Annotated in this window: 32 protein-coding genes; all 32 read right to left on the bottom strand. The window is 58.9% G+C overall.

Features of this window, described 5'->3' with window-relative positions; genetic code table 11:
• Positions 1-29: 29 nt before the first annotated feature.
• Positions 30-1,031, bottom strand: coding sequence for a DNA-directed RNA polymerase subunit alpha (locus tag PKB_RS03205; RefSeq protein WP_043248956.1), 1,002 nt, complete (start codon positions 1,029-1,031; stop codon positions 30-32).
• 22 nt (positions 1,032-1,053) lie between these two features.
• Entirely contained in the window at positions 1,054-1,674 is a 621-nt protein-coding gene (gene rpsD, locus PKB_RS03200) for a 30S ribosomal protein S4 (protein WP_043248954.1), read from the bottom strand.
• Positions 1,675-1,690: 16 nt separating this feature from the next.
• Positions 1,691-2,080: a 30S ribosomal protein S11 gene (gene rpsK, locus PKB_RS03195; RefSeq protein WP_003093689.1), complete on the bottom strand. Its 390-nt coding sequence runs from the start codon at positions 2,078-2,080 to the stop codon at positions 1,691-1,693.
• An 18-nt stretch (positions 2,081-2,098) separates the two neighbouring features.
• Positions 2,099-2,455: a 30S ribosomal protein S13 gene (gene rpsM / locus PKB_RS03190; RefSeq protein ID WP_043248952.1), complete on the bottom strand. Its 357-nt coding sequence runs from the start codon at positions 2,453-2,455 to the stop codon at positions 2,099-2,101.
• Between the two features lie 130 nt (positions 2,456-2,585).
• Complete coding sequence (gene rpmJ, locus PKB_RS03185; protein ID WP_002555468.1) at positions 2,586-2,702, bottom strand: 50S ribosomal protein L36; 117 nt, start codon at positions 2,700-2,702, stop codon at positions 2,586-2,588.
• A 29-nt stretch (positions 2,703-2,731) separates the two neighbouring features.
• Positions 2,732-4,066, bottom strand: a complete 1,335-nt coding sequence (secY, locus tag PKB_RS03180; RefSeq protein WP_043248950.1) for a preprotein translocase subunit SecY — start codon at positions 4,064-4,066, stop codon at positions 2,732-2,734.
• Entirely contained in the window at positions 4,067-4,501 is a 435-nt protein-coding gene (gene rplO, locus PKB_RS03175) for a 50S ribosomal protein L15 (protein ID WP_043248948.1), read from the bottom strand.
• 2 nt (positions 4,502-4,503) lie between these two features.
• Complete coding sequence (gene rpmD, locus PKB_RS03170; RefSeq protein WP_043248946.1) at positions 4,504-4,680, bottom strand: 50S ribosomal protein L30; 177 nt, start codon at positions 4,678-4,680, stop codon at positions 4,504-4,506.
• 2 nt (positions 4,681-4,682) lie between these two features.
• A complete protein-coding gene (rpsE, locus tag PKB_RS03165; protein WP_009617173.1) occupies positions 4,683-5,183 on the bottom strand; it encodes a 30S ribosomal protein S5 in 501 nt (166 codons plus the stop codon).
• Positions 5,184-5,186: 3 nt separating this feature from the next.
• A complete protein-coding gene (rplR, locus tag PKB_RS03160) occupies positions 5,187-5,537 on the bottom strand; it encodes a 50S ribosomal protein L18 (RefSeq protein WP_009617172.1) in 351 nt (116 codons plus the stop codon).
• A 10-nt stretch (positions 5,538-5,547) separates the two neighbouring features.
• Entirely contained in the window at positions 5,548-6,081 is a 534-nt protein-coding gene (gene rplF, locus PKB_RS03155) for a 50S ribosomal protein L6 (protein WP_009617171.1), read from the bottom strand.
• Positions 6,082-6,092: 11 nt separating this feature from the next.
• Complete coding sequence (rpsH, locus tag PKB_RS03150; RefSeq protein ID WP_043248944.1) at positions 6,093-6,485, bottom strand: 30S ribosomal protein S8; 393 nt, start codon at positions 6,483-6,485, stop codon at positions 6,093-6,095.
• A gap of 185 nt (positions 6,486-6,670) precedes the next feature.
• On the bottom strand, positions 6,671-6,976 hold the full coding sequence (gene rpsN, locus PKB_RS03145) for a 30S ribosomal protein S14 (protein WP_043248942.1): 306 nt from the start codon (positions 6,974-6,976) through the stop codon (positions 6,671-6,673).
• Between the two features lie 13 nt (positions 6,977-6,989).
• Positions 6,990-7,529, bottom strand: a complete 540-nt coding sequence (gene rplE / locus PKB_RS03140) for a 50S ribosomal protein L5 (protein WP_043248941.1) — start codon at positions 7,527-7,529, stop codon at positions 6,990-6,992.
• Between the two features lie 19 nt (positions 7,530-7,548).
• Positions 7,549-7,863: a 50S ribosomal protein L24 gene (gene rplX, locus PKB_RS03135; protein WP_043248939.1), complete on the bottom strand. Its 315-nt coding sequence runs from the start codon at positions 7,861-7,863 to the stop codon at positions 7,549-7,551.
• A gap of 12 nt (positions 7,864-7,875) precedes the next feature.
• Positions 7,876-8,244, bottom strand: coding sequence for a 50S ribosomal protein L14 (rplN, locus tag PKB_RS03130; RefSeq protein ID WP_003093714.1), 369 nt, complete (start codon positions 8,242-8,244; stop codon positions 7,876-7,878).
• Positions 8,245-8,260: 16 nt separating this feature from the next.
• Positions 8,261-8,527 carry a 30S ribosomal protein S17 gene (gene rpsQ / locus PKB_RS03125; protein WP_009617165.1) on the bottom strand — a complete coding sequence of 89 codons (267 nt, stop codon included), beginning with the start codon at positions 8,525-8,527 and terminating at the stop codon, positions 8,261-8,263.
• A 2-nt stretch (positions 8,528-8,529) separates the two neighbouring features.
• The gene (rpmC, locus tag PKB_RS03120; protein WP_003093720.1) at positions 8,530-8,721 is read right to left on the bottom strand and encodes a 50S ribosomal protein L29; all 192 of its coding nucleotides are present in this window, start codon (positions 8,719-8,721) and stop codon (positions 8,530-8,532) included.
• On the bottom strand, positions 8,721-9,134 hold the full coding sequence (gene rplP, locus PKB_RS03115; protein WP_009617163.1) for a 50S ribosomal protein L16: 414 nt from the start codon (positions 9,132-9,134) through the stop codon (positions 8,721-8,723). The genes rpmC and rplP overlap by 1 nt, the downstream gene beginning before the upstream one ends.
• A gap of 11 nt (positions 9,135-9,145) precedes the next feature.
• The gene (gene rpsC, locus PKB_RS03110) at positions 9,146-9,832 is read right to left on the bottom strand and encodes a 30S ribosomal protein S3 (protein ID WP_015475326.1); all 687 of its coding nucleotides are present in this window, start codon (positions 9,830-9,832) and stop codon (positions 9,146-9,148) included.
• Between the two features lie 13 nt (positions 9,833-9,845).
• Complete coding sequence (rplV, locus tag PKB_RS03105; RefSeq protein ID WP_003103908.1) at positions 9,846-10,178, bottom strand: 50S ribosomal protein L22; 333 nt, start codon at positions 10,176-10,178, stop codon at positions 9,846-9,848.
• A 12-nt stretch (positions 10,179-10,190) separates the two neighbouring features.
• Positions 10,191-10,466, bottom strand: coding sequence for a 30S ribosomal protein S19 (rpsS, locus tag PKB_RS03100; RefSeq protein WP_015475324.1), 276 nt, complete (start codon positions 10,464-10,466; stop codon positions 10,191-10,193).
• A gap of 16 nt (positions 10,467-10,482) precedes the next feature.
• The gene (gene rplB, locus PKB_RS03095; protein WP_043248936.1) at positions 10,483-11,304 is read right to left on the bottom strand and encodes a 50S ribosomal protein L2; all 822 of its coding nucleotides are present in this window, start codon (positions 11,302-11,304) and stop codon (positions 10,483-10,485) included.
• An 11-nt stretch (positions 11,305-11,315) separates the two neighbouring features.
• Positions 11,316-11,615: a 50S ribosomal protein L23 gene (gene rplW, locus PKB_RS03090; RefSeq protein ID WP_015475322.1), complete on the bottom strand. Its 300-nt coding sequence runs from the start codon at positions 11,613-11,615 to the stop codon at positions 11,316-11,318.
• Positions 11,612-12,214, bottom strand: coding sequence for a 50S ribosomal protein L4 (gene rplD, locus PKB_RS03085; RefSeq protein ID WP_043248932.1), 603 nt, complete (start codon positions 12,212-12,214; stop codon positions 11,612-11,614). Before rplD ends, rplW begins: the two co-directional genes overlap by 4 nt.
• A 14-nt stretch (positions 12,215-12,228) precedes the next feature.
• On the bottom strand, positions 12,229-12,864 hold the full coding sequence (rplC, locus tag PKB_RS03080; RefSeq protein ID WP_009617147.1) for a 50S ribosomal protein L3: 636 nt from the start codon (positions 12,862-12,864) through the stop codon (positions 12,229-12,231).
• A gap of 82 nt (positions 12,865-12,946) precedes the next feature.
• Positions 12,947-13,258: a 30S ribosomal protein S10 gene (gene rpsJ, locus PKB_RS03075; protein WP_003243886.1), complete on the bottom strand. Its 312-nt coding sequence runs from the start codon at positions 13,256-13,258 to the stop codon at positions 12,947-12,949.
• Between the two features lie 158 nt (positions 13,259-13,416).
• Complete coding sequence (tuf, locus tag PKB_RS03070; RefSeq protein ID WP_043248914.1) at positions 13,417-14,610, bottom strand: elongation factor Tu; 1,194 nt, start codon at positions 14,608-14,610, stop codon at positions 13,417-13,419.
• Positions 14,611-14,640: 30 nt separating this feature from the next.
• Complete coding sequence (gene fusA / locus PKB_RS03065; protein ID WP_043248930.1) at positions 14,641-16,770, bottom strand: elongation factor G; 2,130 nt, start codon at positions 16,768-16,770, stop codon at positions 14,641-14,643.
• A 30-nt stretch (positions 16,771-16,800) separates the two neighbouring features.
• A complete protein-coding gene (rpsG, locus tag PKB_RS03060; RefSeq protein ID WP_009617132.1) occupies positions 16,801-17,271 on the bottom strand; it encodes a 30S ribosomal protein S7 in 471 nt (156 codons plus the stop codon).
• 87 nt (positions 17,272-17,358) lie between these two features.
• Entirely contained in the window at positions 17,359-17,730 is a 372-nt protein-coding gene (rpsL, locus tag PKB_RS03055; protein WP_009617130.1) for a 30S ribosomal protein S12, read from the bottom strand.
• Positions 17,731-17,880: 150 nt separating this feature from the next.
• Positions 17,881-22,080, bottom strand: a complete 4,200-nt coding sequence (rpoC, locus tag PKB_RS03050; protein ID WP_043248929.1) for a DNA-directed RNA polymerase subunit beta' — start codon at positions 22,078-22,080, stop codon at positions 17,881-17,883.
• Positions 22,081-22,142 lie beyond the last annotated feature (62 nt).

Genomic DNA, 22,142 nt, shown 5'->3' with positions numbered 1-22,142 from the left:
CCAAACTTTACGTTCGGTAGCTACGACGATCAGGCAGTAGCCTTGTCGTCTTTCTTGAGACTTGCCGGCGGCCAGTTATCGAGGCGCATACCGAGGGACAGACCACGAGAGGCCAGGACGTCCTTGATTTCGGTCAGGGACTTCTTGCCCAGGTTCGGAGTTTTCAACAGCTCTACTTCGGTGCGCTGAATCAGGTCACCGATGTAGTAGATGTTCTCCGCCTTCAGGCAGTTGGCCGAACGGACGGTCAGCTCCAGGTCATCGACCGGACGCAGCAGGATCGGATCGATCTCGTCTTCCTGCTCTTCAACGACAGGCTCGCTGTCACCCTTGAGGTCCACGAACGCTGCCAGCTGCTGTTGCAGGATGGTAGCGGCGCGACGGATAGCCTCTTCAGGGTCCAGGGTGCCGTTGGTTTCCAGATCGAGGACCAGCTTGTCCAGGTTGGTACGCTGTTCGACACGGGCGTTCTCGACCACGTAGGCAACACGACGTACGGGGCTGAACGAGGAATCGAGCTGCAGACGGCCAATGCTACGGCTTTCGTCTTCATCGCTCGAACGAGCATCAGCCGGCTCGTAGCCACGGCCACGAGCGACTTTCAGCTTCATGTTCAGCGCACCGTTATCGGCCAGGTGGGCGATAACATGGTCACCGTTGACGATCTCGACATCATGATCCAGCTGAATATCGGCAGCGGTCACCACACCCGAGCCCTTTTTCGCCAGGGTCAGCGTCACTTCGTCACGGCCGTGCAGCTTGATGGCCAGACCTTTCAGGTTGAGCAGGATTTCAATGACATCTTCCTGCACACCTTCGATCGCGGAGTACTCGTGGAGTACGCCGTCGATCTCGGCCTCGACCACTGCACAGCCGGGCATGGAGGACAACAGGATGCGACGCAGCGCGTTGCCCAGGGTATGGCCGAAACCACGCTCGAGAGGCTCGAGAGTGATCTTGGCGCGGGTTTGGCTGACCACCTGCACATCGATGTGGCGGGGGGTCAGGAACTCATTTACCGAACTCTGCATGGATGCACCTATTTTCTAGCCCTTACTTGGAGTAGAGCTCGACAATCAGGTTTTCGTTGATGTCGGCGGACAGGTCGGCACGAGCCGGAACGCTCTTGAAGGTACCGGACTTCTTGTCGGTGTCCACTTCGACCCACTCAACGCGACCGCGCTGGGCGCACAGTTCGAGGGCTTGAGCGATACGCAGCTGGTTCTTCGACTTTTCGCGAATAGCAACGACGTCGCCGGCCTTAACCTGATAGGACGGGATGTTGACGGTCTGACCGTTCACGCTGATGGTCTTGTGGGACACCAGCTGACGGGATTCCGAACGGGTGGAACCGAAGCCCATACGGTAGACGACGTTGTCCAGACGGCATTCCAGCAGCTGCAGCAGGTTCTCACCGGTAGAACCTTTGCGGCGGGATGCTTCCTGGTAGTAACCACGGAACTGACGCTCCAGTACGCCGTAGATACGACGGACTTTTTGCTTCTCACGCAGCTGCAGACCGTAGTCGGACAGGCGACCACGGCGAGCGCCGTGCTGGCCAGGAACCTGTTCGGCCTTGCACTTGGAGTCGAGGGCGCGAGCGCCGCTCTTCAGGAACAGATCAGTGCCTTCACGGCGAGACAGTTTGCACTTGGGACCAATGTAACGAGCCATTTCTCACTGTCTCCTATTACACGCGACGCTTTTTCGGCGGGCGGCAGCCGTTATGCGGGATCGGGGTTACGTCGGTGATGCTGGCGATCTTGTAACCGCAGGCATTCAGCGCACGAACAGCCGATTCACGACCCGGACCCGGGCCCTTGACGTTTACGTCGAGGTTCTTCAGGCCGTATTCCAGAGCAGCCTGGCCGGCACGCTCGGCCGCTACCTGGGCAGCGAACGGGGTGCTCTTACGCGAGCCGCGGAAGCCCGAACCACCAGAGGTAGCCCAGGACAGAGCGTTGCCCTGACGGTCGGTGATGGTAACGATGGTGTTGTTGAAGGACGCGTGGATGTGAGCGATCCCGTCAACCACCGTCTTTTTGACTTTCTTACGAGGACGAGCAGCAGGTTTTGCCATGACTAAATTCCTAAGCGATTACTTGCGGATCGGCTTACGCGGGCCCTTACGGGTGCGCGCGTTGGTCTTGGTACGCTGACCGCGAACCGGCAGACCGCGACGATGACGCAGACCACGGTAGCAACCGAGGTCCATCAGACGCTTGATGTTCATGTTGATTTCGCGGCGCAGGTCACCCTCGGTGGTCAGTTTGCCCACTTCGGTACGCAGCTGATCAATCTGCTCTTCGCTCAGATCCTTGATCTTTGCCGACGGGCTGATGCCAGTCGCTACACAGATGCTCTGTGCAGTAGTGCGACCAACACCATAGATGTAGGTCAGCGAGATAACAGTGTGCTTGTTATCCGGAATGTTTACGCCTGCAATACGGGCCATTCAGAAAAACTCCAATTGACAGCTACCCGGCGCCCAGGAAGCCAAGAAAGGGCGCGGATATTAGCGCTGTAAAAACAAATAATCAACCCGGCAGCACACTAGCTGCCGGGCTATATCGCGTGGATCACACTCAGCCTTGGCGCTGCTTGTGACGCGGCTCCGCGCTGCAGATCACGCGAACAACACCTTCGCGGCGGATGATCTTGCAGTTACGGCACAGCTTCTTAACCGATGCACGAACTTTCATCAGTGACTCCTACTAACCTTACGGGCCGGTCAGCGCAGCATGCTGCTGCCGCCATAACCCTTCAGGTTGGCTTTCTTCATGAGGGATTCGTACTGGTGAGAAACGAGGTGCGATTGTACTTGGGCCATAAAGTCCATCACAACCACGACCACGATCAGCAACGAGGTCCCGCCGAGGTAGAACGGAACGTGAGCTGCCACCACCAGGAACTGGGGCAACAGGCACACCGCCGTCATGTACAGGGCACCGAACATGGTCAAACGGGTCAGAACGCCATCGATGTAGCGAGCCGACTGTTCGCCCGGACGAATACCCGGAATAAATGCACCGGACTTCTTGAGGTTTTCCGCCACGTCCTTCGGGTTGAACATCAGCGCTGTGTAGAAGAAGCAGAAGAAGACGATCCCTGCGCTAAACAGCAGAATGTTCAACGGCTGACCGGGGGCAATCGCTTGCGCGACGTCCTGCAGCCAACCCAGGCCCTCCGACTGACCGAACCAGGCGCCCAGGGACGCCGGGAACAGCAGAATGCTGCTGGCGAAGATGGCCGGGATTACGCCCGCCATGTTCACCTTCAACGGCAGATGGCTGGTTTGCGCGGCAAACACCTTGCGGCCTTGTTGGCGCTTGGCGTAATGCACGGCAATCCGGCGCTGGCCACGCTCGATGAACACAACGAACGCGATGATCGCAACGGCCAGCAGGCCTACGGCGATCAGGGCGAAGATGTTGATGTCACCTTGGCGAGCAGACTCGAAAGACTGCCCGATAGCGCGCGGCAGGCCGGCAACGATACCGGAGAAGATCAGCATGGAAATACCATTGCCGACGCCTCGCTCGGTGATCTGCTCGCCCAGCCACATCATGAACAGTGCACCCGCCACGAAGGTGGTGACCGACACGAAGTAGAAGCCGAAGTCATTGGAGAAGGCCACGCCCTGGCTGCCCAGACCAACGGACATGCCGATGGCCTGGACCAGCGCCAGAGCGACGGTCCCGTAGCGGGTGTACTGGCTAATCTTGCGACGCCCAGACTCACCCTCTTTCTTCAACTGCTCCAGCTGCGGGCTGATGGATGTCATGAGCTGCATGATGATCGATGCCGAGATGTACGGCATGATCCCCAGCGCAAAAATGCTCATGCGCTCCAGCGCGCCGCCGGAAAACATGTTGAAGAGGCTAAGAATGGTCCCCTCGTTCTGCCGGAACAGTGACGCCAAGCGGTCGGGGTTGATGCCCGGAACCGGGATGTGCGCACCTATCCGATAGACGATGATCGCCAGGAACAGGAAGCGCAGACGTGCCCAGAGCTCGGACAGACCACCACCGTTGCTCAGCGCAGAGAGAGCACCTTGCTTAGCCATTTAGTCCTCGATTTTGCCGCCAGCTGCTTCGATGGCCGCGCGCGCACCTTTGGTGGCGCCGATGCCTTTCAGGGTTACCGCACCAGCAACTTCGCCGGACAGCACGACTTTGACGCGCTGTACGTTACGGTTGATGACGTTGGCATCCTTCAGGGACTGCACGGTCACGACTCCGCCTTCGACCTTGGCCAGCTCGGAGGTACGAACCTCGGCGCGGTCCAGGGCTTTCAGGGACTTGAAGCCGAACTTCGGCAGACGACGGTGCAGAGGCTGCTGGCCGCCCTCGAAGCCCGGAGCGATGGTGCCGCCGGAACGGGAGGTCTGACCCTTGTGGCCGCGACCACCGGTCTTGCCCAGGCCGCTACCGATGCCACGACCCGGACGGTGCTTCTCGCGACGGGCACCCGGCGCGGAACGCAGATCGTTCAGTTGCATGATTAACCCTCAACCTTCAGAAGGTAGTAAGCCTTGTTGATCATGCCGCGGTTTTCAGGAGTGTCCTGAACTTCGACGGTGTGACCAATGCGACGCAGGCCCAGACCCTTGACGCAGGCTTTGTGATTGGCCAGACGACCGTTCACGCTCTTTACCAGAGTAACTTTTACGGTTGCCATGGTTAGAGAATCTCCTCGACGCTCTTGCCACGCTTGGCCGCTACCGACTCAGGGGACTGCATGTTCTTCAGGCCCTTGAAGGTGGCGTATACCACGTTGACCGGATTGGTCGAGCCGTAGCACTTGGCCAGAACGTTCTGCACACCAGCAACTTCCAGGACAGCACGCATGGCGCCGCCGGCGATGATGCCGGTACCTTCCGAAGCCGGCTGCATGTACACCTTGGAGGCGCCATGGGCGGACTTGGTCGGGTACTGCAGGGTGGTGCCGTTCAGATCGACCTGGATCATGTTGCGGCGAGCAGCTTCCATGGCTTTCTGGATGGCAGCCGGCACTTCACGCGCCTTGCCACGACCGAAGCCAACACGGCCCTTGCCATCGCCAACCACGGTCAGCGCGGTGAAGGCGAAGATACGGCCACCTTTTACGGTTTTGGCGACGCGGTTAACTTGAACCAGCTTCTCGATGTAGCCTTCGTCGCGCTTTTGATCGTTGTTTGCCATAACTTAGAACTCCAGACCGCCTTCGCGAGCGGCATCAGCCAGGGCCTTGATGCGGCCGTGGTACTTGAAGCCAGAACGGTCGAACGCCACCTGAGTGACGCCGGCAGCCTTGGCGCGTTCGGCGACCAGTTGACCAACTTTCTTGGCTGCGTCGACGTTGCCGGTGGCACCTTCGCGCAGTTCCTTGTCCAGGGTCGAGGCGCTGGCCAGGACCTTGCCGCCATCGGCCGCAATGACCTGGGCGTAGATGTGCTGGGAAGAGCGGTACACGCAGAGGCGTACAGCTTCCAGTTCGCGCATCTTCAGGCGTGCCTTGCGAGCGCGACGCAGACGGGTTTCTTTCTTGACGCTCATTTGCTATGCCCTACTTCTTCTTGGCTTCTTTACGAAGTACGACTTCGTCGGAGTAACGCACGCCCTTGCCTTTGTACGGCTCCGGCGGACGGAAGTCGCGAATCTCCGCGGCAACCTGACCGACCAGCTGCTTGTCGATGCCCTTGATCAGGATATCGGTCTGGCTGGGGGTTTCGGCTACGATGCCGGCGGGCAGTTCGTAATCAACCGGGTGGGAGAAGCCGAGGGCCAGGGACAGCACTTGGCCTTTGGCCTGCGCCTTGTAACCAACGCCGACCAGCTGGAGCTTGCGCTCGAAGCCCTGGCTAACGCCGATTACCATGTTGTTGACCAGAGCACGGGTGGTACCGGCCATGGCACGGGTCTGCTGATCGCCGTTACGGGCGGCGAAACGCAGCTCACCGTTGTCCTGGATGACTTCTACGGACGGGTGGACTTTCAGTTCCAGGGAACCTTTGGAGCCCTTGACCGAGAGTTCCTGACCAGCCAGCTTGATTTCAACGCCGGCGGGCAGTTTGACGGGGTTCTTAGCAACGCGAGACATGCTGATTCCCCTTAGAACACAGTGCAGAGCACTTCGCCACCAACACCAGCGGCACGGGCAGCGCGGTCAGTCATCACACCTTTGTTGGTGGAGACGATCGACACACCCAGACCGCCGCGTACTTTCGGCAGCTGATCTACGGACTTGTACTGGCGGAGGCCAGGACGGCTGATACGCTTCACTTCCTCGATGACAGGCTTGCCTTCGAAGTACTTCAGCTCGATCGACAGCAGAGGCTTGGCCTCAGTGCTGACTTGGAAATCCGCAATGTAGCCTTCGTCCTTGAGGACTTTGGCTACGGCTGCCTTCAGCTTGGAAGACGGCATGCTCACGACGGTCTTCTCAGCCATCTGGGCATTACGGATGCGAGTTAGCATGTCTGCTAACGGGTCCTGCATACTCATGGGCTTAATGCTCCTGATACAAAAGATAAGCCTTCAACTTCATCACCCCTCAAAACACCGGGCGACATAAACCCGGGCTCGGCGGAGCCGGGTATTCTAGAGATCGCTCAAAAACGAATCAAGCCCCACGAGGGGGCTTGATTTGCGAAGCGATCAACGGGGCTGTTGCCAACCCCGCTAACGACTTACCAGCTGGCTTTCACCAGGCCCGGTACGTCACCGCGCATCGCGGCTTCACGCAGCTTGTTACGGCTCAGGCCGAACTTGCGGTAGAAGCCGTGCGGACGACCAGTCAGACGGCAACGGTTACGCAGGCGGCTGGCGCTCGCGTCACGCGGTTGCTTCTGCAGGGCGACCTGAGCAGCCCAACGGTCTTCCGCACTGGTAGCCGGATTCGCGATGGTAGCTTTCAGCTCGGCACGCTTTTTGGCGTACTTGGCTACCGTGCGCTGACGCTTCAGCTCACGGTTCTTCATGCTCTCTTTAGCCATGGTCCTACTCCAATCAGTTGCGGAACGGGAAGTTGAAGGCGCGCAGCAGTGCACGACCTTCATCATCCGAACGAGCGGTGGTGGTCAGAGTGATATCCATGCCGCGCAGAGCATCGATTTTGTCGTAATCGATTTCCGGGAAGATGATCTGCTCTTTAACGCCCATGCTGTAGTTGCCACGACCATCGAAGGACTTGGCATTCAGGCCGCGGAAGTCACGTACGCGCGGCAGGGAGATGGAGAGCAGGCGATCCAGGAACTCGTACATGCGGTCGCCACGCAGGGTGACCTTCACGCCGATTGGCCAGCCTTCACGAATCTTGAAGCCAGCGATGGACTTACGAGCGTAAGTCACAACCGGTTTCTGGCCAGCGATCTTTTCCAGATCGGCTACGGCGCTCTCGATGACTTTCTTGTCGCCGACAGCTTCGCCCAGACCCATGTTCAGGGTGATTTTGGTGACGCGCGGAACTTCCATCACGTTCGCCAGCTGAAGCTCTTGCTTCAGCTTGGGCGCGATTTCCTTCCGATAAATTTCTTTCAATCGTGCCATGGTGATCTACCTAGCTCCCTCAAGCCTGAACCGGTTTCTGGGTCGACTTGAAGACACGAACTTTCTTACCGTCTTCTACCTTGAAGCCAACGCGGTCAGCCTTGCTGGTTTCCGGGTTGAAGATGGCGACGTTGGAGACGTGCAGAGGCGCCTCCTTCTCGACGATCCCGCCTTGCTGGTTGAGCATGGGGTTCGGCTTGGTGTGGCGCTTCACCAGGTTGATCCCACCAACGACCAGACGGTCGTCAGCGAGAACCTTCAGCACCTTGCCACGCTTGCCCTTGTCCTTGCCGGCAATGACGATGATTTCGTCGTCACGACGAATTTTTTGCATGACGGCTACTCCTTACAGCACTTCAGGGGCGAGCGAGACGATCTTCATGAACTTCTCGGTACGAAGTTCACGAGTCACTGGCCCGAAGATACGGGTGCCGATCGGCTCCTGCTTGTTGTTCAGCAGGACGGCGGCGTTGCCGTCGAAGCGAATGATCGAACCGTCGGTACGACGTACGCCGTGCTTGGTGCGAACGACCACGGCAGTCATTACCTGGCCTTTCTTCACTTTGCCGCGCGGAATCGCTTCCTTGACGGTGACCTTGATGATGTCGCCAATGCCGGCGTAGCGGCGGTGGGAACCGCCGAGCACCTTGATGCACATTACGCGACGCGCGCCGCTGTTATCAGCGACATCGAGCATGGATTGAGTCTGAATCATCTTCTATCTCCGACCCTTAGACTTCCACCGCGCGCTCGACGATATCAACCAGGGTCCAGGCCTTGGTTTTGGCCAGCGGACGAGTTTCGCGAATGGTGACCAGGTCACCAATGCGGCACTGATTGGTTTCGTCGTGGGCGTGCAGTTTGGTCGAACGCTTCACGTATTTGCCGTAGATCGGGTGCTTAACGCGGCGCTCGATCAGAACGGTGACGGTCTTGTCCATCTTGTCGCTGACGACGCGGCCAGTCAGCGTACGGACGGTTTTCTGAGCTTCAGCCATGATTACTTACCTGCTTGCTGGTTGAGCACAGTTTTAACGCGAGCGATGTCGCGCTTCACTTGCGAGAGCAGGTGAGACTGCCCCAACTGGCCAGTTGCTTTCTGCATGCGCAGATTGAACTGGTCGCGCAGCAGGCCGAGCAGTTGCTCGTTCAGCTGCTCAACGGATTTTTCACGAAGTTCATTCGCTTTCATCACATCACCGTCCGCTTAACAAAGGAGGTGGCGAGCGGCAGCTTTGCAGCAGCCAGGGCGAAGGCCTCGCGCGCCAGCTCTTCGGATACACCCTCGATCTCGTACAGGACCTTGCCCGGTTGAATCTGGGCTACCCAGTACTCGACGCCGCCCTTACCTTTACCCATACGTACTTCCAGGGGCTTTTTGGTAACAGGCTTGTCAGGGAATACGCGGATCCAGATCTTGCCGCCACGTTTTACGTGACGGGTCAGCGCACGACGTGCGGACTCGATCTGACGCGCGGTGAGACGGCCACGGCTGGTCGCTTTGAGGGCGAACTCACCGAAGCTGACTTTGCTACCGCGATGAGCCAGGCCACGGTTGTGACCGGTCATTTGCTTGCGGAACTTCGTACGCTTAGGTTGCAGCATTTGCGTACTCCTTACTTAGCAGCTTTTTTACGAGGAGCGGGCGCTACAGGCTTCAGCTCTTCCTGGCGGCCACCAATGACCTCGCCTTTGAAGATCCAAACCTTCACACCGATCACACCATAAGTGGTGTGCGCTTCGTAGGTTGCGTAGTCGATGTCGGCACGCAGGGTGTGCAGGGGCACACGACCTTCGCGATACCACTCGGTACGAGCGATTTCAGCGCCACCCAGACGACCACTCACCTGGATCTTGATGCCTTTGGCACCAATGCGCATGGCGTTCTGTACAGCGCGCTTCATGGCGCGACGGAACATAACGCGACGCTCCAGCTGCTGAGCTACGCTCTGCGCAACCAGCATGCCATCGAGTTCCGGCTTGCGGATTTCCTCGATGTTGATGTGCACGGGCACACCCATTTGCTTGGTCAGGTCCTGACGCAGCTTCTCAACATCTTCACCTTTCTTGCCGATCACGATGCCGGGACGAGCGGTGTGGATGGTGATACGTGCGGTTTGAGCCGGGCGATGGATATCGATACGGCTTACGGACGCGCTTTTTAGTTTGTCTTGGAGGTATTCACGGACCTTCAGGTCGGCGAACAGATAATCAGCGTAAGTGCGCTTATCTGCGTACCAAACGGAGGTGTGCTCCTTGACGATACCCAGGCGGATGCCATTGGGATGTACTTTCTGACCCATCTGATCGACTCCGTTACTTGTCCGCAACCTTGACAGTGATATGGCAAGACCGCTTGACGATGCGATCAGCACGGCCTTTAGCACGCGGCATGATGCGCTTGAGCGAACGACCTTCGTTTACGAAGACGGTGGAGACTTTGAGATCGTCCACATCGGCGCCTTCGTTGTGCTCGGCGTTGGCCACAGCCGACTCCAGCACTTTCTTCATGATCTCGGCGGCTTTCTTACTGCTGAAAGCCAGGAGGTTGAGCGCTTCGCCCACCTTCTTCCCGCGGATCTGGTCGGCGACCAAGCGGGCTTTCTGGGCGGAGATACGAGCGCCCGACAGCTTAGCGGCTACTTCCATCTTCCTTACCCCTTAACGCTTGGCTTTCTTGTCCGCAGCATGCCCACGATAAGTGCGGGTAGCAGCGAACTCGCCGAGTTTGTGACCGACCATGTCTTCGTTGACCAGAACCGGCACGTGTTGACGGCCGTTGTGGACAGCGATGGTCAGACCAACCATATGCGGCAGAATCATCGAACGACGCGACCAGGTCTTGATCGGTTTACGGTCGTTCTTTTCCACCGCCACTTCGATCTTCTTCAGCAGGTGAAGATCGATAAAAGGACCTTTTTTCAGAGAACGCGGCACTGTCGTATCCCTCTATTTACTTGCGGCGACGGACGATCATGTTATCGGTACGCTTGTTCGCGCGAGTCTTCTTACCTTTCGTCTGAAGACCCCACGGCGACACCGGATGACGACCAGCAGAGGTACGACCTTCACCACCACCATGCGGGTGGTCGACCGGGTTCATGGCAACACCACGAACGGTCGGGCGAACGCCACGCCAGCGCTTGGCACCAGCTTTACCCAGCGAACGCAGGCTGTGCTCGGAGTTCGAGACTTCACCCAGGGTCGCACGGCAGTCAGCCAGGACTTTGCGCATTTCACCGGAACGCAGACGCACGGTTACGTATGCACCTTCACGGGCAACCAGCTGAGCGGAAGCGCCAGCGGAGCGAGCGACCTGAGCGCCTTTGCCAGGCTTCAGTTCGATGCCGTGGATGGTGCTACCAACCGGGATGTTGCGCAGCGGCATGTTGTTGCCGGGCTTGATCGGCGCGCCGATACCGGAGATCAGCTGATCGCCAGCTACTACGCCTTTGGGGGCGATGATGTAGCGACGCTCGCCGTCCGCGTATTTCAGCAGAGCGATGTGAGCAGTACGGTTCGGATCGTATTCCACGCGCTCAACGATGGCAGGGATGCCATCCTTGTTGCGGCGGAAGTCGACCAGACGGTAGTGCTGCTTGTGACCACCACCGATATGACGGGTGGTGATACGACCGTTGTTGTTACGGCCGCCCGACTTGGATTTCTTTTCGAGCAGGGGAGCGAACGGAGCACCTTTGTGCAGGTCCTGGTTCACTACCTTGACTACGAAACGACGACCAGCGGAAGTCGGTTTGCATTTAACGATTGCCATGATGCACCCCTTTACTCAGCGCCAGCTGCGAAATCGAGATCCTGGCCCGGCTGGAGAGCGATGTACGCTTTTTTCCAGTCGTTACGCTTGCCCAGGCCGCGAACGGTACGCTTGGTCTTGCCCTGAACATTCAGGGTGGTGACGCGACGTACTTTCACGCCGAACAGGCTTTCTACGGCCTTCTTGATTTCCAGCTTGGTTGCATCAGTGGCAACCTTGAAAACGAATTGGCTGTTGCCGTCCGCGAGACCAGTGGCCTTCTCGGAGATATGCGGGCCCAGCAGCACTTTGAATACGCGTTCCTGGTTCATGCCAGCAGCTCCTCGAACTTCTTCACGGCAGACACGGTGACGAGCACCTTGTCGTAGGCGATCAGGCTGACCGGGTCGGAACCCTGAACGTCGCGTACGTCGACGTGCGCCAGGTTGCGCGCAGCCAGGTACAGGTTTTCATCGACGCCATCGGTAACGATCAGCACGTCTTTCAGGCCCAGGCCGTCCAGCTTGCTAACCAGACCTTTGGTTTTCGGTGCATCGACAGCGAAGTCGGCAACGATTACCAGGCGCTCCAGACGAACCAGCTCGGAGAGGATGGAGCGCATTGCGGCGCGGTACATCTTCTTGTTGAGCTTCTGGGAGTGATCCTGCGGTTTGGCGGCGAAAGTGGTGCCGCCCCCACGCCAGATGGGGCTACGGATGGTGCCAGCACGAGCACGACCAGTGCCCTTCTGACGCCACGGCTTCTTGCCACCACCGGAGACTTCGGAACGAGTCTTCTGAGCACGGGTACCCTGACGACCGCCAGCCATGTAGGCGACGACTGCCTGGTGAACCAGAGTCTCGTTGAATTCGCTACCAAAGGTACGCTCGGAGACTTCGATAGCCTGAGCGCCATTTACATTAAGTTGCATCTCAGCTTCCCCTCTTAACCGCGTGCCTTGGCTGCCGGACGCACGAGCACGTCACCGCCGGTAGCGCCAGGAACGGCACCTTTGACCAGCAGCAGATTGCGCTCTGCATCGACACGCACGACCTCGAGGGATTGAACGGTTACACGCTCAGCACCCATGTGGCCGGACATTTTCTTGCCCTTGAACACTCGACCAGGAGTCTGGCACTGGCCGATCGAACCCGGGACGCGGTGGGAAACGGAGTTACCGTGGGTATTGTCTTGACCACGGAAGTTCCAGCGCTTGATGGTACCGGCGTAGCCTTTACCTTTGGATTCGCCGGTAACGTCTACCAGCTGACCCGCTTGGAACAGATCGACGGAAATGGAATCGCCCGCCTTGAACTCCTCTTCGCCCAGACGGAATTCCCACACGCCGCGACCGGCGGCGACATTCGCCTTGGCAAAGTGACCGGCCTGAGCCTTGGTCACGCGAGAAGCACGACGCTCGCCAGCAGTTACCTGCACAGCGCGATAGCCATCAGTCTCTTCGTTTTTGAACTGGGTGACGCGATTCGGCTCGACCTCAATGACCGTGACCGGAATGGAGACACCATCTTCGGTGAAAATGCGGGTCATGCCGCACTTACGACCGACAACACCAATTGTCATCTTTAGAACCTCTTTAGTGTACGGGGCTTTCACCCGCTATGGCCGCCCATTTCAGAGCGTTACACGACCAATGCCGAAGGCATTAGCCGAGGCTGATCTGTACTTCGACGCCAGCAGCAAGGTCGAGCTTCATCAACGCGTCGACGGTTTTGTCGGTCGGCTGAACGATGTCGAGAACACGCTTGTGGGTACGAATTTCGTACTGGTCACGAGCGTCCTTGTTGACGTGCGGGGAAATCAGCACGGTGTAACGTTCCTTGCGGGTCGGCAGAGGAATCGGACCACGCACCTGAGCGCCAGTACGTTTCGCGGTTTCCACGATTTCCTGGGTAGATTGGTCGATCAGGCGATGGTCAAAAGCCTTCAACCGAATACGGATTTGTTGATTTTGCATTTGACCTCAGACTCCAAGTTGCCATTCCCAACGGACGGACTCCGCCCGTTAAAAGGAGGCGCAATTGTACGGATGCCCCCTGAGGGTGTCAATATTTGATCAACGAAACGAAAAAGGGGCCCCGAAGGGCCCCTTTTTCTCATGCGCTAGATCAACGATTACTCGAAGATCTTGGCAACCACGCCGGCGCCAACGGTACGACCGCCTTCGCGGATCGCGAAGCGCAGGCCATCTTCCATGGCGATCGGAGCGATCAGGGTGACAACCATTTTCACGTTGTCGCCCGGCATTACCATCTCAACGCCTTCCGGCAGTTCGCAGTTGCCGGTTACGTCGGTGGTACGGAAGTAGAACTGCGGACGGTAGCCCTTGAAGAACGGGGTGTGACGACCACCTTCCTCCTTGGACAGCACGTACACTTCGCACTCGAACTTGGTGTGCGGCTTGATGGTGCCCGGCTTGGCCAGAACCTGGCCACGCTCTACGTCTTCACGCTTGGTGCCGCGCAGCAGGGCGCCGATGTTCTCGCCAGCACGACCTTCGTCGAGCAGCTTACGGAACATTTCAACGCCGGTGCAGGTGGTCTTGGTGGTCGGACGGATACCGACGATTTCGATTTCCTCGCCCACTTTGACGATGCCGCGCTCAACACGACCGGTCACCACGGTGCCACGACCCGAGATCGAGAACACGTCTTCGATCGGCATCAGGAACGGCTGATCAACAGCACGAACCGGCTCAGGGATGTAGGCGTCCAGGGTTTCTACCAGCTTACGCACGGCGGAAACGCCCATCTCGTTGTCGTCCTGGCCGTTCAGGGCCATCAGAGCGGAACCGATAACGATCGGGGTGTCATCACCCGGGAAGTCGTAGGTGCTCAGCAGGTCGCGAACTTCCATCTCGACCAGTTCCAGCAGCTCGGCGTCGTCAACCATGTCGGCCTTGTTCAGGAACACGACGATGTAAGGAACGCCTACCTGACGGGACAGCAGGATGTGCTCACGGGTTTGCGGCATGGGGCCGTCAGCAGCCGAGCAGACCAGGATCGCGCCGTCCATCTGGGCAGCACCGGTGATCATGTTCTTCACGTAGTCGGCGTGGCCGGGGCAGTCAACGTGCGCGTAGTGACGAACAGCCGAGTCGTACTCTACGTGCGAGGTGTTGATGGTGATGCCGCGAGCTTTTTCTTCCGGAGCGTTGTCGATCTGGTCGAAAGCGCGAGCGGAACCGCCCCAGGTCTCGGAGCAGACTTTGGTCAGAGCAGCGGTCAGAGTGGTTTTACCGTGGTCAACGTGACCGATGGTGCCAACGTTGACGTGCGGTTTGTTACGTTCGAATTTTTCCTTGGCCACGACAGTAAACCTCTTACTTAAAGGGCTGAATCAAGCTTGTTTTTTAACCAGCGCTTCGACGATGTTCGACGGAGCTTCGGCGTATTTGGAGAATTCCATGGAGTAGCTCGCGCGACCCTGGGACATGGAACGTACGTCGGTAGCGTAGCCAAACATCTCGCCCAGCGGAACTTCGGCGCGAATGACTTTGCCGGAGACGGAGTCTTCCATGCCCTGGATCAGACCACGACGACGGTTCAGGTCACCCATCACGTCGCCCATGTAATCCTCAGGAGTCACTACCTCTACCTTCATGATCGGCTCAAGGACCTTGCCGCCACCCTTCTGGGCCAGCTGCTTGGTAGCCATGGAAGCTGCGATCTTGAACGCCATCTCGTTCGAGTCGACGTCGTGGTAGGAACCATCGAACACCGTTGCCTTCAGGCCGATGAGCGGATAGCCGGCAACAACGCCGTTTTTCATCTGCTCTTCGATACCCTTCTGGATCGCCGGGATGTATTCCTTCGGAACCACACCACCCACGACTTCGTTGGTGAACACCAGGCCTTCGGTGATGTTGCCCTTCTCGTCCACATCGGGAGTGGAGAAGCGAATCCAGCAGTGACCGAACTGGCCACGACCACCGGACTGGCGAACGAACTTGCCTTCGATCTCGACGTTGTCCTTCGAGATGGTTTCGCGGTACGAAACCTGCGGCTTGCCGATGTTGGCCTCTACGCCGAACTCGCGCTTCATGCGGTCGACGAGGATGTCCAGGTGCAGCTCACCCATACCGGAGATGATGGTCTGGCCGGTTTCTTCGTCGGTCTTCACGCGGAACGACGGGTCTTCCTGAGCCAGCTTGCCGAGGGCAATGCCCATCTTCTCCTGGTCAGCCTTGGTCTTCGGCTCAACAGCTACCGAGATTACCGGCTCCGGGAAGTCCATACGCTCGAGGATGATCGGCTTCTCGATGTCGCACAGGGTGTCACCAGTGGTGACGTCCTTCATGCCGATCAGAGCAGCGATGTCACCAGCGCGTACTTCTTTGATCTCGTCACGCTGGTTGGCGTGCATCTGCACCATACGACCAACGCGCTCTTTCTTGCCTTTCACGGAGTTGACGACCGATTGGCCGGACTCCAGAACGCCCGAGTAAACGCGAACGAAGGTCAGAGTACCTACGAACGGGTCGGTAGCGATCTTGAACGCCAGAGCGGAGAACGGAGCAGCGTCGTCAGCCGGACGCTCGTCGTGGATTTCGTTGTCATCAGTGCTGTCCGGATGGACGCCCTGAATCGCCGGAATCTCGGTCGGAGCAGGCAGGAAGTCAATGACGGCGTCGAGAACCAGGGGCACGCCCTTGTTCTTGAACGAGGAGCCGCAGACCGCCGGAACGATTTCGCAGGCGATGGTACGCTGACGCAGGCCGGCCTTGATCTCTTCGATCGACAGCTCACCTTCTTCCAGGTACTTGTTCATCAGCTCTTCGTTGGCCTCGGCAGCAGCCTCGACCATGTTGTTGCGCCACTCGTTCGCCAGGTCCAGCAGCTCAGCAGGAATTTCTTCCTCGCGGTAGCTGGTGCCCTTGTCGTCTTCGTTCCAGTAGACGGCTTTCATCTTCATCAGGTCGATCTGACCCTGGAAGTCGTCTTCTGCACCGATGGCCAGCTGAACAGGAACCGGGGTGTGACCCAGGCGGTTCTTGATCTGGCCGACAACGCGGAGGAAATCAGCGCCGGCGCGGTCCATCTTGTTCACATAAACGATACGCGGAACGCCGTACTTGTTGGCTTGACGCCATACGGTTTCGGACTGCGGCTCAACGCCGGAAGTGCCGCAGAACACAACGACAGCGCCGTCCAGTACGCGCAGGGAGCGCTCAACTTCAATGGTGAAGTCTACGTGGCCGGGGGTGTCGATGACGTTTACGCGGTACTTGTCGTACTGGCCGCGCGAACCTTCCCAGAAGGTCGTGATCGCAGCAGAGGTGATGGTGATACCACGCTCTTGCTCCTGCACCATCCAGTCGGTGGTAGCAGCGCCGTCGTGTACCTCACCCATCTTGTGGCTGAGACCTGTGTAGAACAGGATCCGCTCGGTAGTGGTGGTCTTGCCCGCGTCAACGTGGGCACAGATACCAATGTTCCGGTAGCGGTTAATTGCTGTAGTACGAGCCATAAAGCCCTCGCAAAAATTTGGAAGCCGCGATTAGAAGCGGTAGTGGGAGAAGGCCTTGTTGGCTTCAGCCATACGGTGCACGTCTTCACGCTTCTTGACGGCGGCGCCTTTGCCTTCAGCGGCATCGAGCAGTTCGCCAGCCAGGCGCAGGGCCATGGACTTCTCGCCACGCTTGCGGGCGTAGTCCACCAGCCAACGCATGGCGAGGGCATTACGACGGGACGGACGTACTTCGACCGGAACCTGGTAGGTAGCACCGCCTACACGGCGCGACTTCACTTCGACCAGCGGAGCGATGGCGTCGAGAGCTTTCTCGAAGAGTTCCAGGGGGTCACCTTTACTGCGCTCTTTGACCTTGTCCAGAGCACCGTAAACGATACGCTCGGCAACGGCTTTCTTGCCGCTTTCCATCACGTGGTTCATGAACTTCGCCAGAATCTGGCTTCCGTATTTCGGATCGGCCAGGATCTCACGTTTGGCCGCTACACGACGTCTTGGCATTGATAAGCCCTCAAACGGTCTTCAGGTTAGCCCGGGACTGTTACAGCCCGACCTTACTCTTATCGACTCAGCAAAAAGAAAAATGGATTACTTCGGACGCTTCGCGCCGTACTTCGAACGACCCTGCTTACGGTCTTTAACGCCGGAGGTATCCAGCGAACCGCGCACGGTGTGGTAACGCACACCCGGAAGGTCTTTTACACGACCGCCACGGATCAGCACTACGCTGTGCTCTTGCAGGTTGTGACCTTCACCACCGATGTACGAAGTCACTTCGTAGCCGTTGGTCAGACGTACACGGCAAACCTTACGGAGTGCAGAGTTCGGCTTTTTCGGCGTGGTGGTGTAAACGCGGGTGCAAACGCCGCGACGCTGCGGGCAGTTTTGCAGCGCAGGCACGTCGCTCTTGTCGACCATGCGCTTGCGCGGCTTACGCACCAGCTGGTTGATAGTTGCCATCTATAGCTCCACTGATTGTCTTACGACACTTAAACGAAATGGCAGAGCAAGCGCCCTGCCAATTTTCGGGGTACAAAATACTAAAGAGCTTCCAGCACCCCGTCAAGACAAAGCCCCGGCTGTCAAGACAGCCGGGGCTTTTATCAAGGCTTAGTTGCCACTCAGGTTGAGCGCTTCTGCCAGTGCTGCTTCGGCTTCGCTGGCGCTCACACGCTGCGGTTTGCCGAGTTCGCGCTGACGCTTGCGCTCGCTGTGATAGGCCAGGCCGGTACCAGCCGGGATCAGACGACCCACGACCACGTTTTCCTTCAGGCCGCGCAGGAAGTCGCGCTTGCCGGTGACCGCCGCCTCGGTGAGGACGCGAGTGGTCTCCTGGAAGGACGCCGCGGAGATGAACGACTCGGTCGACAGCGATGCCTTGGTGATACCCAGCAGCACGCGCTCGTACTTGGCCGGGAACTTGTCCACGGTGGCCAGCACTTCGTTCTCTTCCAGTACGTGTACCAGTTCGACCTGGTCGCCCTTGATGAAGGAAGAATCGCCCGACTCGGCCACTTCGACCTTGCGCAGCATCTGACGCAGGATGGTCTCGATGTGCTTGTCGTTGATCTTCACGCCCTGCAGGCGGTAAACGTCCTGGATCTCGTTGACGATGTACTTGGCCAGCGAGCTGACGCCCAGCAGACGCAAGATGTCGTGCGGGTTGCTCGGGCCGTCGGAGATCACTTCACCACGGCTTACCTGTTCACCTTCGAACACGTTCAGGTGACGCCACTTCGGAATCAGCTCCTCGTACGGATCGCTACCGTCGGTGGGAGTGATGACCAGGCGGCGCTTGCCCTTGGTTTCCTTGCCGAAGGAGATGGTGCCGCTGATTTCCGCCAGGATCGAAGGCTCTTTCGGACGACGAGCTTCGAACAGGTCGGCAACGCGTGGCAGACCACCGGTGATGTCGCGGGTCTTCGACGTTTCTTGCGGGATACGCGCGATAACGTCACCGACGCGCACCTTGGCGCCGTCGTTCAGGTTGACCAACGCGTTTGCCGGCAGGAAGTACTGCGCCGGTACGTCGGTACCCGGCAGCAGCAGGTCCTTGCCTGCAGCGTCGATCAGCTTCACGGCCGGACGGATGTCCTTGCCGGCAGCCGGACGGTCTTTCGGATCCATCACTTCAATGTTGGTCAGACCGGTCAGTTCGTCGGTCTGGCGCTTGACGGTGATGTTCTCTTCCATGCCGGCGAAGGCAACGGTACCGTCCATCTCGGTCACGATCGGGTGGGTGTGCGGGTCCCACTTGGCGACGATGGCGCCCGGATCGACCTTGTCACCTTCCTTCACCGAAATGACCGCACCGTACGGCAGCTTGTAGCGCTCGCGCTCGCGACCGAAGTCGTCGGCTACGGCCAGCTCGCCGGAACGGGAAACCGCCACCAGCGCGCCATCGGCACGCTCTACGTGCTTCAAGTTGTGCAGGCGGATGGTACCGCCGTTCTTGACCTGTACGTTGTCCACGGCGGAGGTCCGGCTGGCCGCACCACCGATGTGGAAGGTACGCATGGTCAGCTGGGTACCCGGCTCACCGATCGACTGTGCAGCGATAACGCCGACAGCTTCACCGATGTTCACCTGGTGACCACGGGCCAGATCGCGGCCGTAGCACTTGGAGCAGATGCCATGACGGGTTTCGCAGGTGATCGGCGAACGAACCAGAACTTCGTCGACGCTCATTTGCTCGAGGAAGTCGACCCACTTCTCGTCGATCAGGGTACCGGCCGGAACGATGACGTCATCGGTACCCGGCTTGAACACTTCACGTGCAACCACACGGCCGAGCACGCGCTCACCCAGCGGTTCAACCACGTCGCCGCCTTCGATGTGCGGGGACATCAGCAGGCCGTGTTCGGTGCCGCAATCGATCTCGGTCACTACCAGGTCCTGGGCCACGTCGACGAGACGACGAGTCAGGTAACCGGAGTTCGCGGTCTTCAGCGCGGTATCCGCCAGACCCTTACGAGCACCGTGAGTGGAGATGAAGTACTGGAGTACGTTCAGGCCTTCACGGAAGTTCGCAGTGATCGGGGTCTCGATGATGGAGCCGTCCGGCTTGGCCATCAGGCCACGCATACCGGCCAGCTGACGGATCTGGGCCGCGGAACCCCGCGCACCGGAGTCCGCCATCATGTACATGGAGTTGAAGGACTCCTGGTCGACTTCCTTGCCCTCGCGGTCGATGACCTTCTCTTTCGAGAGGTTGGCCATCATCGCCTTGGACACTTCGTCGTTGGCCTTCGACCACAGGTCGATCACCTTGTTGTACTTCTCGCCCTGGGTTACCAGGCCGGACGCGTACTGGCTCTCGATCTCCTTCACTTCTTCAGTGGCGGAGTTGATGATGCGCGCCTTCTCATCCGGGATGACGAAGTCGTTCACGCCGATCGACACACCGGAGATGGTCGAGTAGGCGAAGCCGGTGTACATCAACTGGTCGGCGAAGATGACGGTGTCCTTCAGACCTACCACGCGATAGCAGTGATTGATCAGCTTGGAGATCGCCTTTTTCTTCATCGACTGGTTGACCACGTCGAACGGCAGACCGGCCGGCACAACCTGGAACAGCAGCGCACGGCCGACAGTCGAGTCGACGATACGGGTGTTGGCGGTCAGGCTGCCGTCTTCGTTCTTGATCTTCTCGTTGATGCGCACTTTCACGCGGGCGTGCAGGGACACTTGGCCGCTGCGGTACGCGCGGTCAACTTCCTGCAGGTCAGCGAAGGCCATGCCCTCGCCTTTCGCGTTGATGGCTTCACGGGTCATGTAGTACAGACCCATTACCACGTCCTGCGACGGCACGATGATCGGCTCGCCGTTGGCGGGCGAGAGGATGTTGTTGGTCGACATCATCAGCGCGCGAGCTTCCAGCTGAGCCTCGAGGGTCAGCGGAACGTGCACGGCCATCTGGTCACCGTCGAAGTCGGCGTTGTACGCGGCGCAGACCAGCGGGTGCAGCTGGATGGCTTTACCTTCGATCAGGACCGGCTCGAACGCCTGGATGCCCAGACGGTGGAGGGTCGGCGCACGGTTCAGCAGCACGGGGTGTTCGCGGATGACTTCGGCGAGAACGTCCCATACCTCGGGCAGTTCGCGCTCGACCATCTTCTTGGCCGCCTTGATGGTGGTGGCCATGCCGCGGGCTTCGAGCTTGCCGAAGATGAACGGCTTGAACAGCTCGAGGGCCATCTTCTTCGGCAGACCGCACTGGTGCAGGCGCAGGGTCGGACCTACGGTAATTACCGAACGGCCGGAGTAGTCAACACGCTTACCGAGCAGGTTCTGACGGAAGCGACCTTGCTTACCCTTGATCATGTCGGCCAGGGACTTCAGCGGACGCTTGTTCGAGCCAGTGATGGCGCGACCGCGACGGCCGTTGTCCAGCAGGGCGTCGACAGCTTCCTGCAGCATGCGCTTTTCGTTGCGCACGATGATGTCCGGAGCAGCCAGGTCGAGCAGGCGCTTCAGACGGTTGTTACGGTTGATCACGCGACGGTACAGATCGTTCAGATCGGAAGTCGCGAAGCGGCCGCCATCCAGCGGAACCAGCGGACGCAGGTCCGGCGGCAGCACCGGAAGGACGGTCAGCACCATCCACTCCGGATGGTTGCCGGAGCCCTGGAAGGCTTCCATCAGCTTCAGGCGCTTGGACAGCTTCTTGATCTTGGTTTCCGAGTTGGTCTGCGGAATCTCTTCGCGCAGGCGGCCGATCTCGTGCTCCAGGTCGATCTGGTTGAGCAGTTCGCGAACGGCTTCGGCGCCCATGCGCGCGTCGAAGTCATCACCGAACTCTTCGAGGGCTTCGAAGTACTGCTCATCGTTCAGCAGCTGGCCCTTCTCCAGGGTGGTCATGCCCGGGTCGATAACGACGTAGCTCTCGAAATAGAGCACGCGCTCGATATCGCGCAGGGTCATGTCCAGCAGCAGACCGATACGGGACGGCAGGGACTTCAGGAACCAGATGTGGGCGACCGGCGAAGCCAGCTCGATGTGGCCCATGCGCTCACGGCGCACCTTGGCCAGGGCGACTTCAACGCCGCACTTCTCGCAGATCACACCACGGTGTTTCAGGCGCTTGTACTTACCGCACAGGCACTCGTAGTCCTTCACCGGGCCGAAGATCTTGGCGCAGAACAGGCCATCGCGCTCCGGCTTGAAGGTACGGTAGTTGATGGTCTCCGGCTTCTTAACTTCGCCGAAGGACCAGGAACGAATCATCTCGGGGGACGCCAGACCAATACGGATGGCATCGAACTCCTCGATTTGACCCTGGTTTTTCAACAGATTGAGCAAGTCTTTCAAGGCCTTTCCTCCTCACGGACCCGGTGCGACGGCCTCGGCCGCCGCACCGTTCTAGCGTCGCG

The organism is Pseudomonas knackmussii B13, assembly GCF_000689415.1.
Lineage (GTDB): Bacteria > Pseudomonadota > Gammaproteobacteria > Pseudomonadales > Pseudomonadaceae > Pseudomonas > Pseudomonas knackmussii.
Note: the sequence above shows the minus strand (reverse complement) of the source record. Positions and strands in the feature narration are given on the sequence as shown.

Bases quoted from the DNA above. Each gene is read 5' to 3' on its own strand.
- PKB_RS03205 (WP_043248956.1), bottom strand. From the start codon at position 1,031: ATGCAGAGTTCGGTAAATGAGTTCCTGACCCCCCGCCACATCGATGTG.
- rpsD (WP_043248954.1), bottom strand. From the start codon at position 1,674: ATGGCTCGTTACATTGGTCCCAAGTGCAAACTGTCTCGCCGTGAAGGC.
- rpsK (WP_003093689.1), bottom strand. From the start codon at position 2,080: ATGGCAAAACCTGCTGCTCGTCCTCGTAAGAAAGTCAAAAAGACGGTG.
- rpsM (WP_043248952.1), bottom strand. From the start codon at position 2,455: ATGGCCCGTATTGCAGGCGTAAACATTCCGGATAACAAGCACACTGTT.
- rpmJ (WP_002555468.1), bottom strand. From the start codon at position 2,702: ATGAAAGTTCGTGCATCGGTTAAGAAGCTGTGCCGTAACTGCAAGATC.
- secY (WP_043248950.1), bottom strand. From the start codon at position 4,066: ATGGCTAAGCAAGGTGCTCTCTCTGCGCTGAGCAACGGTGGTGGTCTG.
- rplO (WP_043248948.1), bottom strand. From the start codon at position 4,501: ATGCAACTGAACGATCTGCGTTCCGCGCCGGGTGCCCGTCGCGAGAAG.
- rpmD (WP_043248946.1), bottom strand. From the start codon at position 4,680: ATGGCAACCGTAAAAGTTACTCTGGTAAAGAGCGTGAACGGTCGTCTG.
- rpsE (WP_009617173.1), bottom strand. From the start codon at position 5,183: ATGGCAAACAACGATCAAAAGCGCGACGAAGGCTACATCGAGAAGCTG.
- rplR (WP_009617172.1), bottom strand. From the start codon at position 5,537: ATGAGCGTCAAGAAAGAAACCCGTCTGCGTCGCGCTCGCAAGGCACGC.
- rplF (WP_009617171.1), bottom strand. From the start codon at position 6,081: ATGTCTCGCGTTGCTAAGAACCCCGTCAAACTGCCCGCCGGCGTTGAA.
- rpsH (WP_043248944.1), bottom strand. From the start codon at position 6,485: ATGAGTATGCAGGACCCGTTAGCAGACATGCTAACTCGCATCCGTAAT.
- rpsN (WP_043248942.1), bottom strand. From the start codon at position 6,976: ATGGCTAAAGAGAGCATGAAGAACCGTGAGCTGAAGCGTCAGCGCACG.
- rplE (WP_043248941.1), bottom strand. From the start codon at position 7,529: ATGGCACGATTGAAAGAAATTTATCGGAAGGAAATCGCGCCCAAGCTG.
- rplX (WP_043248939.1), bottom strand. From the start codon at position 7,863: ATGCAAAAAATTCGTCGTGACGACGAAATCATCGTCATTGCCGGCAAG.
- rplN (WP_003093714.1), bottom strand. From the start codon at position 8,244: ATGATTCAGACTCAATCCATGCTCGATGTCGCTGATAACAGCGGCGCG.
- rpsQ (WP_009617165.1), bottom strand. From the start codon at position 8,527: ATGGCTGAAGCTCAGAAAACCGTCCGTACGCTGACTGGCCGCGTCGTC.
- rpmC (WP_003093720.1), bottom strand. From the start codon at position 8,721: ATGAAAGCGAATGAACTTCGTGAAAAATCCGTTGAGCAGCTGAACGAG.
- rplP (WP_009617163.1), bottom strand. From the start codon at position 9,134: ATGCTGCAACCTAAGCGTACGAAGTTCCGCAAGCAAATGACCGGTCAC.
- rpsC (WP_015475326.1), bottom strand. From the start codon at position 9,832: ATGGGTCAGAAAGTACATCCCAATGGCATCCGCCTGGGTATCGTCAAG.
- rplV (WP_003103908.1), bottom strand. From the start codon at position 10,178: ATGGAAGTAGCCGCTAAGCTGTCGGGCGCTCGTATCTCCGCCCAGAAA.
- rplB (WP_043248936.1), bottom strand. From the start codon at position 11,304: ATGGCAATCGTTAAATGCAAACCGACTTCCGCTGGTCGTCGTTTCGTA.
- rplW (WP_015475322.1), bottom strand. From the start codon at position 11,615: ATGAACCAGGAACGCGTATTCAAAGTGCTGCTGGGCCCGCATATCTCC.
- rplD (WP_043248932.1), bottom strand. From the start codon at position 12,214: ATGCAACTTAATGTAAATGGCGCTCAGGCTATCGAAGTCTCCGAGCGT.
- rplC (WP_009617147.1), bottom strand. From the start codon at position 12,864: ATGACAATTGGTGTTGTCGGTCGTAAGTGCGGCATGACCCGCATTTTC.
- rpsJ (WP_003243886.1), bottom strand. From the start codon at position 13,258: ATGCAAAATCAACAAATCCGTATTCGGTTGAAGGCTTTTGACCATCGC.
- fusA (WP_043248930.1), bottom strand. From the start codon at position 16,770: ATGGCTCGTACTACAGCAATTAACCGCTACCGGAACATTGGTATCTGT.
- rpsG (WP_009617132.1), bottom strand. From the start codon at position 17,271: ATGCCAAGACGTCGTGTAGCGGCCAAACGTGAGATCCTGGCCGATCCG.
- rpsL (WP_009617130.1), bottom strand. From the start codon at position 17,730: ATGGCAACTATCAACCAGCTGGTGCGTAAGCCGCGCAAGCGCATGGTC.